15 protein-coding genes are annotated in these 13587 nt (G+C 58.5%); 5 read left to right on the top strand and 10 right to left on the bottom strand.

Going from position 1 to position 13587, the window contains the following annotated elements:
- The first annotated feature begins 71 nt into the window (after positions 1-71).
- Positions 72-485: a GFA family protein gene (locus FMN52_RS07320; protein WP_062785475.1), complete on the top strand. Its 414-nt coding sequence runs from the start codon at positions 72-74 to the stop codon at positions 483-485.
- Here the strand turns inward: FMN52_RS07320 and FMN52_RS07315 are convergent.
- From FMN52_RS07315 to FMN52_RS07285, 7 genes are all read right to left on the bottom strand, one after another.
- Complete coding sequence (locus tag FMN52_RS07315) at positions 479-1600, bottom strand: PQQ-dependent sugar dehydrogenase (protein ID WP_148608018.1); 1122 nt, start codon at positions 1598-1600, stop codon at positions 479-481. The two genes, FMN52_RS07320 and FMN52_RS07315, sit on opposite strands and share 7 nt — an antisense overlap.
- A 252-nt stretch (positions 1601-1852) precedes the next feature.
- On the bottom strand, positions 1853-2674 hold the full coding sequence (locus FMN52_RS07310) for a (2Fe-2S)-binding protein (RefSeq protein ID WP_148608017.1): 822 nt from the start codon (positions 2672-2674) through the stop codon (positions 1853-1855).
- On the bottom strand, positions 2661-4691 hold the full coding sequence (gene fhuB, locus FMN52_RS07305) for a Fe(3+)-hydroxamate ABC transporter permease FhuB (RefSeq protein WP_148608016.1): 2031 nt from the start codon (positions 4689-4691) through the stop codon (positions 2661-2663). The genes FMN52_RS07310 and fhuB overlap by 14 nt, the downstream gene beginning before the upstream one ends.
- The gene (locus FMN52_RS07300; RefSeq protein WP_148608015.1) at positions 4681-5616 is read right to left on the bottom strand and encodes an ABC transporter substrate-binding protein; all 936 of its coding nucleotides are present in this window, start codon (positions 5614-5616) and stop codon (positions 4681-4683) included. The genes fhuB and FMN52_RS07300 overlap by 11 nt, the downstream gene beginning before the upstream one ends.
- Positions 5606-6379 (bottom strand): ATP-binding cassette domain-containing protein, encoded by a 774-nt coding sequence (locus FMN52_RS07295; protein WP_148608014.1) that lies wholly within the window; start codon positions 6377-6379, stop codon positions 5606-5608. Before FMN52_RS07295 ends, FMN52_RS07300 begins: the two co-directional genes overlap by 11 nt.
- Before the next feature lie 68 nt (positions 6380-6447).
- Entirely contained in the window at positions 6448-8250 is a 1803-nt protein-coding gene (locus FMN52_RS07290) for an ABC transporter ATP-binding protein (protein WP_148608013.1), read from the bottom strand.
- A 102-nt stretch (positions 8251-8352) separates the two neighbouring features.
- Positions 8353-8805, bottom strand: a complete 453-nt coding sequence (locus tag FMN52_RS07285) for a YaiI/YqxD family protein (protein WP_148608012.1) — start codon at positions 8803-8805, stop codon at positions 8353-8355.
- A 363-nt stretch (positions 8806-9168) separates the two neighbouring features.
- Between FMN52_RS07285 and FMN52_RS07280 the strand changes: the two genes are divergently transcribed.
- Together FMN52_RS07280 and FMN52_RS07275 are read left to right on the top strand one after the other, a co-directional pair.
- The gene (locus tag FMN52_RS07280; protein WP_148608011.1) at positions 9169-9741 is read left to right on the top strand and encodes a histidine phosphatase family protein; all 573 of its coding nucleotides are present in this window, start codon (positions 9169-9171) and stop codon (positions 9739-9741) included.
- Positions 9742-9781: 40 nt separating this feature from the next.
- Positions 9782-10120 (top strand): zinc ribbon domain-containing protein YjdM, encoded by a 339-nt coding sequence (locus tag FMN52_RS07275; protein WP_148608010.1) that lies wholly within the window; start codon positions 9782-9784, stop codon positions 10118-10120.
- A 3-nt stretch (positions 10121-10123) separates the two neighbouring features.
- Here the strand turns inward: FMN52_RS07275 and FMN52_RS07270 are convergent, their stop codons facing one another.
- On the bottom strand, positions 10124-10843 hold the full coding sequence (locus tag FMN52_RS07270; protein WP_148608009.1) for a tellurite resistance TerB family protein: 720 nt from the start codon (positions 10841-10843) through the stop codon (positions 10124-10126).
- 261 nt (positions 10844-11104) lie between these two features.
- Here FMN52_RS07270 and FMN52_RS07265 point away from each other — a divergent pair, with 261 nt between their 5' ends.
- A complete protein-coding gene (locus FMN52_RS07265) occupies positions 11105-11614 on the top strand; it encodes a copper chaperone PCu(A)C (protein ID WP_148608008.1) in 510 nt (169 codons plus the stop codon).
- 37 nt (positions 11615-11651) lie between these two features.
- On the opposite strand, the gene FMN52_RS07260 is transcribed toward FMN52_RS07265, so the two are convergent.
- Both FMN52_RS07260 and FMN52_RS07255 read right to left on the bottom strand, forming a co-directional pair.
- A complete protein-coding gene (locus FMN52_RS07260) occupies positions 11652-11828 on the bottom strand; it encodes a DUF2897 family protein (RefSeq protein ID WP_148608007.1) in 177 nt (58 codons plus the stop codon).
- Positions 11829-11892: 64 nt separating this feature from the next.
- On the bottom strand, positions 11893-12723 hold the full coding sequence (locus tag FMN52_RS07255; protein ID WP_148608006.1) for a M90 family metallopeptidase: 831 nt from the start codon (positions 12721-12723) through the stop codon (positions 11893-11895).
- Positions 12724-12869: 146 nt separating this feature from the next.
- Here FMN52_RS07255 and FMN52_RS07250 point away from each other — a divergent pair, with 146 nt between their 5' ends.
- Positions 12870-13541 (top strand): SDR family oxidoreductase, encoded by a 672-nt coding sequence (locus FMN52_RS07250; protein ID WP_148608005.1) that lies wholly within the window; start codon positions 12870-12872, stop codon positions 13539-13541.
- Positions 13542-13587 lie beyond the last annotated feature (46 nt).

Genomic DNA, 13587 nt, shown 5'->3' with positions numbered 1-13587 from the left:
GTTCTTCAAGTGGCCGCCGGGTATCATCGCGCCTGAATCAACCTCTGAGCCGAACCAGTGAGGCCCGTACCATGTACACCGGTCGTTGCCTATGTGGCGATATCTGTTTTGAATACGATGGCCCTATCGGCCCGGTTGCCCTATGCCACTGCAGCCAGTGCCGGCGCGCCCACGGTAGCGCGTTCTCGGCCAGCGCGCCGGTGCAGAAGGTGAGGTTCCGGTTCGTAACCGGCGAAGACAAGATTACCGAGTTCGAATCGCGTCCCGGCAAGTACCGGGGCTTCTGCAGCCGTTGCGGCAGCCAGCTTTACAGCCGTGTTGACGCCATTCCCGGCATACTGCGCCTGCGGGTTGGCTGTATCAACGAACCCCTGGGCAAGGGGCCGGCCCAACATGTGTTTGTGGGCTCAAAATCCGACTGGTTCGAGATTACCGACGAGCTGCCACAGTTTGAAAAGACTGAACGAACCAACGATCCTCACTGAAGCGGTACCATCCGATAGACCTTGCCCCTTGGTGAATCTGTCAGTAACCACAGGGCGCCGTCAGGGCCCATGCGTACGTCACGAATACGCTCGCCGAGATCGGTCAGCAGATCTTCCTCTTCTGTTACTTCTCCGCCCTGAATGCGCAGGCGAACCAGCTTGCGCATTTTGAGTGCTCCCACGAACAGATCCCCCTGCCATTCCGGGAATAGGTCACCGGTATAAAACGCCATGCCAGATGGCGCAATGGACGGATCCCAGTAATGAAGTGGCTGGGCCATGCCTTCCTTTTCGGTCTCGTCAGTGATGGGCAGGCCAGAATAGTGGATGCCGAAGGTAATTGTCGGCCATCCGTAATCGGTTCCTGCCCGGATGATGTTGATTTCGTCGCCACCCCGGGGACCATGTTCGTGGCTCCATATTTCGCCCGTTTCCGGGTGGATCGTCATGCCCTGGATATTGCGGTTACCGGTTGTATAGAAGGTATCGTTAACGCCGCTGGTGTCGAGGAAAGGATTGCCGGGCGCGGGACCGCCGTCAGTCGTAATCCGGTGAACGCCACCGGCATCATCACCATTGTCCTGGGCCCGGTCCATCTCGCCGCGGTCTCCCACTGCGATGTAGAGGTTGCCGTCCCGGTCGAATTCCATTCGACCGGCGAAGTGCCGACTTGTGTTGGAGCGGGGCAGGGCTTCAAAAACAACATCAACACCCGTAAGGCGGTCGCCTTCCAGCCGGGCGCGAGCAACACGTGTGGTCATGCCTTCCCGGTTTCGGTGGGCGTAGCTCAGGAACAGCACCTGATTCTGCTCAAAGTCCGGGTGCAGAATAACGTCCAGCAGGCCGCCCTGGCCGGATACGACGAGCTCGGGTACTCCACTGATGGGGTCAGTCACTAACGAGCCGTTCCGTATTATTCGCAGCTTTCCTTCCCGTTCTGTCACCAGCATGGAGCCATCCGGCATAAATGCCAGGCTCCAGGGGTGTTCGAGATCCTGTGCCACGGTCTCCAGGCGAAAATCCGACTTATCGGAGGAAAAGGTCTGGTCTGCCATGCTGGAAACGGCAACCAGCATTAAGCTGCCTGTCAGCAAAAGATGTTTGAAGATACCCATTGGACCCTCCGTTCTTACCGGTGCCATTAGAACACTCAGAGTAGCAGTTGAAGCGGGCTTCGCCGAGGCGCGGCCCCGCTACCAAGAGTATAGGGCTGCCGATAAAGTACGGATCATCGATGGGCTATTGCAAATAAAAACCATTCGCATTAATGTGAGGATTAGTTGTTAAACGTCAAACGGGAGGAAAGGGAATGGCACCCGAACAGGAAATGATTGAGGGTTTGAAACTGGCGGCAGGGGCCGGTGTGCTTATCGGCCTGGTTGCCATTGGCCTGGCGTTGTCGTCCGCTCTTGGGACATGAGTGCAGCGAGTCGCTCCTTGCGATGTACGCCACAGGTACCGCAGTAGCCGCCCTCTGGAAGAAGGTATTTCAGGCAGCACCCCTTGCGTTGGGGGAGTGCAGCGGCCTGCTTACCAAACACGGCCGGGATCCAGTCGATAAAGTGGTGTGCGTCGTTCTGAAACTGCTCCAACCAGCCTTGCGCCAACTGGCAAAGTGCTTGCGGTTCGGCCCGGTTCCACACGGCTGAGAACGGCGCTCCCAATCCCAGCCCCATACTGCTCCAGTAAGCGCCGGGACTGACGCCCAACTGGCGCCGGAAGACCGGGTACCATTCAACTGTCATCTCTCCTGCCGACCGGACAAAGGTCTCTTCATCAACCTGGTCCCCTCCCGGCACCTGAAACCATCGCGATGCGGCCTGTGTCTGTTTGTTCGCGGGGGCCAGGAATATCCGATTGGCATCAGGTAGAGGCGTTTGGCCGTCACGGAATAGCCTAAGGGTCAGAGGCGCAATGACGCTGAGGGCCAGATCTTGCTGCAGGACAGAAAGAAAGGCGCGCAGGGCTCGTGGTCCGGCGCTATCTGGGTAGTCGGTGGCAACCTGGCGGGCCAGCAGCGATGGCTGTTCAAGGCACTGGGCCAGGGAGAAGAGGCCGGGTCGGGCATCGGCCGACGCTTGCAGCGCCTCGTTCACAACCGATTCCCCATCCAGTCCTGACTGGCTCAGGAGAAGGCTGTATTCCCGAGCCCACGGGCCGACCGCGGGGTTGCGGTCAGGCTCTGCCATGGTGGCTCAACCCCCAGAGGAAATACAGGCCGCCGACCAGAGCGGCCAGCAGTCCGGCCGGCAGTTGGTTGGGGTAAACCACGATTCTGGACAGGTAGTCGGCGACTCCGAGCAACAAACCGCCTGCGAGGGCAGCAACAACGAGCTGTCGGCCAACGGTTTGCTGGCCCAGAACTCTTGCCAGATGGGGAGCAATAAGACCTACAAAACTTAGCGGGCCTATCACGACCGTCGCCGAAGCGGTCAGCAACGCTGCTAATAGAAGCAACACCAGGCGTACTTTCTTCACCGGCAAGCCCAGTGAGCTGGCCGATGTTTCGCCCAGGGGAAGAATACTCAAGGGGCGGATTATCACTAACAGTCCGGCCGAAATCAGCACAGTGAGCGCCAGCAGACCCAGTGCTTCGGTCTCCGAAACCAGCCAGGTTGAACCGTACATCCAGTTGAGCAGTTGTGAAGCTACCGTACCGCCAGAAGCCATGACCAGGCGAAGTCCCGCATCCATGAACACATAAAGAGCAAGTCCACCCAGGAGAAGCTGGTTGCCGGCAAACCGGTGCTTGCGGGCAAGCATAATCAGCAACCCCAGCGCAGCGGCAGCACCCAGGGTGGCCGCTCCCAGCTGTCCTGCCCGGCCAATATCGGCACCGAACAGAACGATCAGAACCATGACCACCGCCGCGCCACCGCTGATGCCGAGCATTTCCGGGCTGGCCATGGGATTGCCTGTCATGCGCTGGATCAGTGTTCCCGCAAGGCCCAGGGCCACGCCGGCAAGAATGGCAGCCATTAATCTGGGGCCGCGCCAGACCCAGGCGTCGTTCCATTGGGCGATCGGGGTCCAGCTCCACTCATTGAGCCCGGGAGACCAACCCATGGAGATGCCGATCGTGAGCAGAAGCAGCGCGGCAATGGCACCGCCAATCACAGGCGTGGAGCGTCTTTTCGGCAGAAAACCGCCGGGGCTGTCATCCTGTCCCGGCATGTGGTGGGTGTTCTTCAAACCCTGCAGGGCCAGCAGGATAATCGGCCCGCCAATCAGGGCGGTGGTCGTGCCGGTTGGCACCAGTGATCCGTCGCCCCAGGTGGATGCCCAATGGGCGAGGGTATCTGCCAGCAACAGCAGACCCGCGCCCAGGAGGCTGCTCCAGATCAGCCGCTCAGAAAGGGTGCGAGCACCCAGCAGTCTCGCCAGCACCGGTGCCGCAAGACCGATAAAGGCCACGACACCGACCCGGCTGACGACGGTGGCACTCATCAGGACCACCAGAAATAGCGCCAGCACCCGAATCAGACCGACCTTGGCACCGAGGGATCGAGCGGAGGTCTGCCCGAGTTGCATGACCTGAAGCGGGCGCATCAACAGGACCATTAACATGCCCAGCACCAGTACCCGGGGCCAGAGTTCCATAAACGGTTGCCAGTTATTCTGGACCAGCGAGCCCGCTCCCCAGATGAATAGATTGCCCAGCCATTCGCCCTTGAGTAACAGGAACGCCATATTGACGGCGCCCAGGAAAAAGGTGACGACAAGACCGGCCAGTATCACGGTGACCGGTGAAAAGCCCAGGCGCCAGGTCAGCGCGATAACCAGTCCGATCGCCAGCAACCCGCCGGAAACCGCCACCACATCCGGACTGAACGCCAGCAACCCGGGAAAGAACATGGTCGCTACTGTTACCCCGAACTGGCCGCCGGCTTCCACGCCCAGGGTTGTGGGCGAGGCGAGAGGGTTACCAAGGATCTGTTGGGTAACGGCGCCGGCGAGGCCAAGACCAAAGCCAATGAGGACCGCAATGGCGACCCGGGGGGCCCAGCTGTAATGGGCCAGTACCGAAGCGTAATCGCTGCCTTCAAACGTCCAGAAGGCGGCGATGAGCGCGCCCGGGTTGAGCTGACCAAGCCAGGGTGCCGCGCTCGCGAGAAATGCACCACACCAGATCAGCGCTGCAGCCACTGGCAACCTTGCTGGCAGGGATGGCTGAGCGACCGGGCTGCTTGCGGATTCAGCGTACATTGTCTGAACCTCCTTCCAGCAGGCCATCGGCGAGTAGCGTCGCCAGCCGCTTGACCGGGAAGACCCCGCCGAACGGCCAGACCGGATCGATCTGATATATTTGATCGCGCTGAACCGGTGGCAGGTAGGTCCAGAAAGGGCTTTTTGCCAGGGTGTCAGACAACCCGGGCAGGGTCGGAGAAATGACAACGATGCGGCTGTCCTGGTAGGGCGCAAGGGCTTCAAGCCCGACGACCGAGAACCCCCAGTAATTCCCGGGGTGGGGCCAGGCGTTCTCCAGGTCAAGGGCGTCCAGGGCGCTCTGGAAAAGACCATTGGGTGCGTAAACACGAACATGGCGGTCGTCCAGAAAGTTCACCAACGCCACCGGCCGGTCCGTGAGGCCGGCGTTCTCAAGACGTCGCCGTTGGGTTAGGAGGGTCTGGTCGATGCCTTCAAGAACGGCTTTTGCACGCTCCTCCCGGTTCAGCATCTCACCAAGGGTTATGAGCATGTCGCTGGCCTTTTCGAAAGGTCGGGAGCCTTGCTTGTAGACGCTGACAACGTAGGTGGGCGCAATGCGCTCCAGCAGGTTGGCGGCGGGAGCCATCTCTGAGCTGGTAACGATCAGATCCGGTTTAAGCTCGGCAATGGCTTCGAGGCTCGGCGCTACCCGGGTGCCAATGTTGGCGACTCCCTCTGGAAGTTCCGGTTCCCTGACCCAGACGTTATAGCCATCCCGATCAGCAACGCCGATGGGCGTGACACCGAGTAACAAGAGCGCCTCGGTGGCGGCCCAGTTGAGAGCGATCACCCGTTCCGGAGTCTTGTCCAGGGTCAGGATGCCCTGTTCATGCTGCCAGCTTGCAGCACCGGCAAAGACCGGCAGCAGACTCAACAGCAGCGCCGCGCCGTATCGCCAGCAGCGTTCAGACCTAGTGAACATAGGACACCCACTGTCCGGGCGCGCGCTCCATCACGCCCATGGGCACGCCATAAATGGATTCCAGGATGCCGGAATCCATGATTTCCCGGGGGCTGCCATCGGCAACCAGTTGCCCGGATTTCAGGGCGACCAGACGGTCGCAGAACCGGGCCGCCAGATCCACATCGTGCAGCACCACGACAACCGTAAGATCCCGTTGCTCGGCGAGACGATGGACCAGACGCAGGGTTTCCACCTGATGTTTCACATCCAGGGCGGATATGGGCTCATCCAGCAGCAGGCATCGTGTTTGCTGGGCCAGCAGCATGGCAATCCACGCGCGCTGACGTTCACCACCGGAGAGCGTGTCGACAGAGCGATGCTGGAACTGGCCGAGTCCGGTGTCCTCAATGGCCCGGGTGATCAGCCGGTGGTCTTCCTCGTTATAGCGTCCCAGCGGTCCGCGCCAGGGGTAGCGCCCCAGGGCAACCAGCTCGCGAACCGTCAAACCGTCGGTTCCCGGCGGATGCTGGGGCAGGTAACCCACATTGCGGGCAAATTCCCGTGCACCCCTGCTCCGGAAGGATTTGCCCAGAAGCCGGACATTGCCGGTTGAGGGTGCAAGCTGACGGGCAAGCACCTTGAGCAGGGTGGACTTGCCGGAGCCGTTATGCCCGAGCAGGGCTGTTACCTCACCCTCAACGAAACCGAGGTTCAGGTTCTGAAGTATGGTGGTGTCGCCAATGCGGACATCAAGATTGGAGACGTCGAAGAAAACAGGCATGCAGGCTCCCGAAATGCTGAGGGCCTGCAGAATAATTTAAATGCGAATCACTATCAATATATATTGCGTTAAATGGCTGCCTGTATTTGCCCGGTCTGCACCCGCCATTGGTTGGCGTAAGCGCCGTCCTGGTCGAGCAGCTCCCGGTGAGTTCCCTGTTCTAGCACTTTGCCGCCTTCGATGACCGCGATGGAGTCGGCATCAACGATGGTGGAGAGCCGATGGGCAATCATGATCACGGTCCGGTTATGGCCGATACGCTTCAGTGACCGCTGGATGGCGGCTTCTGTTTCGTTGTCCACGGCACTGGTGGCTTCATCAAGCACCAGTATCGGCGGGTTTTTCAGCAGGGCGCGGGCGAGGGACAGTCGCTGGCGTTGTCCCCCGGACAGTCTAACGCCCCGTTCACCCACCGGTGTATTCATGCCCTCGGGCAGGGCTTCGATAAACGACCAGGCTTCCGCGGTTTTCGCTGCATCAATTATCTCGGCATCGGTGGCAGCCGGATTCCCATATGCGAGGTTTTCCCGAATGGTGCCTTCGAACAGATAAACATCCTGGCTCACCAGCCCAATGGCGCCGCGCAGGGATTGCAAGCTGAGATCCCGAATGGGTTGGCCATCGATTCGGATTTCGCCGTTGCTCGGGTCGTAGAACCGGAGCAGCAACTTGATCAGAGTCGATTTGCCGGAGCCGGTAGCGCCGACCAGCGCGAGGGTATTACCGGCTGACACGTTAAGGCTGATATCCCTTATGCCCGCGCCGCTTGAGGGATAGTGAAAGCTTACTTTGTCCAGCTCAACATCGCCTTTCACCGGTTCTGCCAGTGCCTTGCCACCCTCGTCCCGCACGTGCACGGGTTCGGCCAGCAGGTCCAGAATCCGACGAGTGCTGGCCATGGCGCGCTCGAACAGGTCAATCACTTCGGCAAGCCCGGTCAGGGGCCAGAGCAGGCGCTGGGTAAGAAATACCAGCACGCCATAGGCGCCCACATTCAGGCTTCCTTCGAGGGCCATCATGCCGCCGACCGTAAAGGTAGCCAGGAAGCCGGCAAGAATGGCCATCCGGATCACCGGGATAAAGGCGGAGCTGATGCGAATGGCCCGGCGATTAGCCTCCACGTAGGCTTCACTGCTTTCTTTCAGACGCTTTGCCTCTCGCTGTTCAGCGGTAAAGCTCTTGATGGTGGCGATGCCGCCCAGATTGTTGGCCAGCCGGCTGGACAGGTCACCCACTTTTTCGCGAACGTCGGCGTAGAGCGGCCCCGCTTTGCGCTGGAAGTAGAAGGCGCCCCAGATAATCAGGGGAATGGGGGTGAATGCGAGCAGGGCAATGAGCGGCGAGAGCACGAAGAATACGGCGCCGACGGCAACCACGGTTACCAGCACCTGAATCATGGCGTTGGCGCCGCCGTCGAGGAAGCGCTCGAGCTGGTTCACGTCGTCGTTCATGGTGGCCACCAGCTGGCCGGAGCTGCGGGCCTCGAAGAAACTCATGTCGAGGCGCTGGGCATGTTCGTAGGCATCCTGCCGAAGGTCCGACTGGAGCCGCTGGGCGAGGTTGCGCCAGAGAATCTGGAACAGGTATTCGAACAGGGATTCGCCGGCCCAGATGAAAAAGGTGAGTACGGCCAGAATGGTGATCTGTTCCTGAGCGGTTTCAAAGCCGAGGCCAGCCACAAAGCTCTCTTCCTGGTTGACGACCACATCGATGGCCACACCGATCAGGATTTCCGGGGCGATATCGAAGAGTTTGTTGATGATAGAGCAGGTGGTGGCGGCGATGATCTGTCGGCGATATCCCCGGGCGTATCTCAGCAGGCGGGCCAGGGCAGCAAAGCTGCTGGTGGTTTGGTGGCTGTGTGAGGACATACTCCGCTTCTCTCCCGTGAATCAGGCAGGCCCTCGTTGAGCCTGCAATCAATAAGGCCGGAAGGGTAGCGGATCTGCCTGGGTTTTAAAATAGAATCATTATCAACTGCGTGCGTTTCTTTGTAGCCAGCGGTCAAGCTTGTCGGCAAATTCCTTACGGTCGGTCTGGCTGAAGGGGGCTGGTCCTCCGGTGACCTGGCCAGCGTTTCGCATTTCTTCCATAAAGTTCCGCATGGCCAGACGCTGGCGAATATTCTCTTTGGTGAAGGCCTGGCCGCGGGGGTTGAAGACGTCAGCGCCTTTTTCAATGGCTTCGGCTGCCAGGGGGATATCCTGCGTGATGACGAGATCGCCCTTGTTCATCTGGTCCATGATTTCGTTGTCGGCTACATCGAAGCCCTGGGGGACCTGTCGGCGCTTGATGTAAGGGCTCGGTGGCAGGGTGATGGCGTGGTTGGCGATGAAGGTCGTGTCTATTTGCCAGCGGGTGGCGGCGCGGCAGATGATTTCCCGGATTGGGACGGGGCAGGCGTCGGCGTCGACCCAGATTGGCATGGTAGTTCCTTCTTACGGCTTGGTTCTGTTGGGAGTTTACCTTTTGTTTATATGAGCCTGATAGATATTGTCCGCGTATCTCTTGGTAAGCCTTCGAGGTTGGTGCTGGAGGCATTGGGAGAGCCCTTCCAAAAACCGCTACGAGCACCCCTTCGGGGTCCGGCCAGCAATCACAGATTGCTGTCGCTCAGCCGCACATGAAGCTTCGCTTCATTAACGTTTGCTTCGCCCATGTGCGCTTGTTTCAGGCCATCCCTGGCCTTCAACATTTTTGGAAGGGCTCTCCCAATGCCTCAATCGGACATCGTCAGTTCATCCGCGCATTGCACAGCTTCATAGGATTTTTTTCAGGAGGTAACAACTATGCTTGCCAGATCTATCCTAACCGCATTTCTGGCGGTCGCCATGTGTTTCAGCGTTTCCGCCGCCGATAACAACGAAGAAGCCTGGGAGGCTCTGAGAGACGGACGGGCTGTTCTGATGCTTCGCCATGCATTGGCGCCGGGGACCGGAGATCCAGGGAACTTTGATATCAACGATTGCAGCACCCAGCGGAATCTGAACGATACCGGGCGGGAGCAGGCTCGCGCGTGGAAGCCGTTTCTGGCAGACCATGGCATTACCGAGGCGCGGGTGTTCAGCAGTCAGTGGTGTCGCTGTATGGATACCGCATCGGGCATGGACATGGGTGAGGTGACGGAGTGGCCGTCGCTGAATTCTTTTTTCCGGAATCGTGGAGGCGGGCCGACTCAGACGCGGCAGACGATTACTCTGGTGAATCAGTTGGAGGAAGGGGCGCCGGTCATTATGGTGTCGCATCAGGTGAATATTACGGGGCTGACCGGGATTTTTCCGTCGTCGAATGAGGGAGCGATCATTGCCTTGCCTCTGTCGGAAGATCCCAGGGTTCTCGCGAGGGTGTCGCCCGGGCGTTGATGGTATAATCCCGCGCACATTCAATGAACAGGAAATGATAATGTCACAGCTTCCGCCATGCCCGCAGTGCAGTTCCGAGTACACCTATGAGGACGGCGTTCAACTGGTATGCCCCGAGTGCGGGCATGAGTGGTCTGAGGCGGAGGCTGCGGCGGCGGACGCCGCGAAGATGATTCGCGACGCCAACGGCAATGAACTTCAGGATGGCGATTCAGTGACTGTTATCAAGGATCTGAAGGTCAAGGGCTCCAGTTCCGTGGTTAAAGTGGGCACCAAAGTAAAGAGTATCCGCCTGGTTGAAGGCGATCACGATATCGACTGCAAGATCGACGGTATTGGCGCCATGAAACTGAAATCGGAATTCGTCAAGAAAGCCTGACTTTTACCCCGTTGTAGCATTCTGGATCTGTTGCTCGAGCTCCCTGGCAAGGCTCGGGTCGAGTTGCAGGGCGCTGGCCAGTTGATCCAGCCACGCCCGTTCCATGGGGTTCTGCTCATCAATCATGACTGCGCTGACGATGTAGATTTCCCGGCTTGCCTGTGGCGAGTCGGCATTGCGGGCCAGGGCAGATGCATCCAGCGGGGCGTCGAACTGCCGCTGGATCCAGGCGTGGAGTTCGTCATCCGGTCCCAGTTTTTCAATCTCCTGGGTAAGCAGCGCGCGTTCGTTGGCGTCTATGTGGCCGTCAGCGCGGGCTGCCATGATCATGGCCTGGAGTATTTCCAGTCCCCTTTGTTCCTGCGCCTGTCCCTGCAGTTGCTCCAGTGGTTGGCCTTGTTGGGCCGCTGCCGGCTGCGCCGGATTCTGACCGTTGGTCTGGTAGTTCTGATAGGCTTTCCACGCCAATACACCCACGCCAGCGAGGGCACCGTATTTCAGGGCTTTGCCGCCCATCTTCCGGCCGCGTTTTGAACCCAGCATCATGCCGAGGGCTCCGCCGCCCAGGAGGCTCTTTACGTCGATGCCTGAACCGGACCCCTGGCCGCCCTTGAGCTGGCTGCCAAGGCTGTTCACCATCTTGTTGACGTCCATGCCGCCACCCTGGCCTTGACCGCCCTGCGCCTGTTTCATTACCTGGTTGAGTACAGACATCACGTTCATTTGAAAGCTCCTCTCTCGGATTAGCCATTATGGATCAAAACGAGTTTACGCCGCCCGGAGCCAGGGGTTCATGGGGACGGTGTTACCCTGTTGTCACATTTGGTGGCATTTAGTTCCATTGATGACTGCGTTTGCCTATAAGGGAACTTGAGCTGGGGCTCCGCAGGTTCATCTGCGACCATTCGTCGCACTGAAAAGCTTGGATCCGCGGAGCGGTCTTTCTATCCTGTATCCCTACATCATCGACAAGGAACACTGGACATGAAGTACTGCCTGAGCGTATTGGTGCTGGCATTGGCCCTGGTTGCCCCGACAGCTATTGCCCATGATTACAGCCATGGCCCGGTCAAGGTTGATCATCCGTGGAGCCGACCGACACCGCCTGGTACGCCCATGGGGGTGGGGTATATGAGTATCTCTAACAGCGGCAGCAGTGATATTACCCTGGTTGGTGCCACAACCCCCAGGGCAGGTAGCGTGTCGATTCACGAGACCAGCATGCACGATGGTGTGATGCGAATGGCGCCAGTTAAAGGCGGACTTCCAATCCCGGCGGGTACTACCGTGGAGTTGAAACCCCACAGCTTTCACCTGATGCTGGAAAAACTGAAAAGCCCGTTGCGCGAGGGTGAGCGCATTCCGTTGACTCTGAGTTTTGAAGGCGCGGAAGATATGCAGGTTGAGCTTACGGTTGAATCGCTGGACGGCGAGATGATGAAAAGCCAGAGTATTGAACACTCAGGCAAGGTAATGGACCATAGCGGGCACTGAGCGCATCTGCCCGGTTCAGGTCATTACGCTGGCCGGGCTACCATTCCTTGTCTTCAGCGCTCTCCTCGGCCTCGATCTCCGCTTTGCGGGCCTGAATCTTCTTCATTTTTTCATCGGAGATTTTCATGCTGTGTGCACTGTCACGCAGTATCATCAGGCTGCCCACTATCAAGGCCAGGGCGACAATTATAAAGATCCATCCTATGGCTGGCATTTGCACTTCCTCCAACTGATCCGCTTTCCTACATAGTGAACCACACATCGGTCTCTCACAACCGTCAGGCATCCTGCCAGAGCGTTGTCGGGTCCAGCCGATAATACCCTTGCAGGGCCTTGTAAACTTCGGGCTGCTCATGCTTGAGATGGCCTGGTTGCTGGAAAAATGCCTCGGTCAGCACCGCGAAGAATTCGGCCGGCTCGGTGGCGCCATAGGGATCAAGCCATGGCTTGTGGTGGTGATGCAGAGAATGTCTCAGATGTTCGTAGGCGCGGGTCATTGAGATCTGCCAGTGCCTGGCCTGTTCGCCTTCCAGGGGTGGCGCGCCGTCCGCGGTGCCGTCCAGATAATCCAGTTGGTGGGCGAACTCATGGAGCATTACGTTGTGGCCGCTATGTGGTTTTCCGGCTGCTTCCTCGCATTCCTTCCAGGCCAGCACCACCTGGCCCCGGCTTGAAGCTTCGCCGGCCCGAATTTCATGACTCTCGCTGACAACCAGTCCGTCGCTTTCAATGTCTCTGACATGATAGGCATCGGGATAGACCAGAATGCTACTTACCTCATCAAAATCCGAATACGGGCGGGCAAGAATCAGCAGGCAGGCGTGGCCGGCAATGGTGACTCTGACGGTGTCATCCACCTCAAAGCCGTCACAGCCGTAAAACTCCTTTTCAGAGACAAAGAGCTGCACTCGCTGCTCCAACGCCCGCTTCAGTGGTTCCGGAAGTTTTCGGTAAAGCGGCACGTTCGAATCAAGGTGTTGCCGCCAGAGAGCCGGAAAAGGTGCTTTAAGTTCCCGTTCTCGCCGCCAAGTGCGGTAGAAGAAGAGGTAGAAAACCGTTGCTGCGATCAGGGTCACTGCGAATACTGCGAAAACAAGTGCTGCTGACATGCTGCTCCGAGCGACCATCGATTAAATTACCCGTTATCTTACAGAAAAATAGCATTTGCAAGCAGGTCGATTCCGTATTGTTGATTGCTCTTGAGCGCATGGGATGTGAAGCTCCATGAACTTTACTGATCGTCGAGGAGGCTGATATGTCGAAGAATTCCGTCATAGTGATCACCGGGGCAAACCGGGGCATTGGTTTGGAACTTGTCCGGCTGTATGCGGGCCGCGGCTGCGCCGTGATCGGGGTCTGTCGGGAAGCCTCGTCAGAGCTTAAAGAGATTGCCGCGCGTATCATCGACGGCGTTGACCTGACGACCGATGAGGGTGTGGGCAAACTTGCGGCCAGCCTGAAAGGCGAACGCATTGATCTGCTGATCAACAATGCCGGCCTGCTGCAGGACGAGAAGCTCGGCAGTATCGATTTTGATTCCATCCGTACCCAGATGGAAATCAACACTTACGCTCCGCTCAGGGTGGCTGAGGCGTTGGTTGACCAGATCCCCTCTGGTGGAAAAATCGCCAATATCACCAGCCGCATGGGTTCTATCGCAGATAACGACTCCGGTGGCCGCTACGGGTACCGCGCCTCCAAAGCAGCGCTCAATGCCTTTGGCAAGTCCCTTGCGATGGATCTGAAGCCTCGCGGCATTGCTGTGGCCCAACTGCATCCCGGCTATGTTCAAACCCGCATGGTGAATTTTGGTGGCCTGATCACCCCGGAGGAATCGGCGAAAGGGCTGGCTGAGCGTATTGATGGTCTGACCGTTGAGAACACGGGCTCTTTCTGGCATAGCAATGGTGAGGAGCTGCCCTGGTGATGCCGGGATAATTTCCAATTGTTTACATTGGCATGAAGCAGGATTC

The sequence above is a fragment of the Marinobacter sp. BW6 genome, from assembly GCF_008107725.1.
Classification (GTDB): Bacteria; Pseudomonadota; Gammaproteobacteria; order Pseudomonadales; family Oleiphilaceae; genus Marinobacter.
The sequence above is the reverse complement of the archived record's forward strand: the minus strand, read 5'-3'. Positions and strand labels throughout refer to the sequence as shown.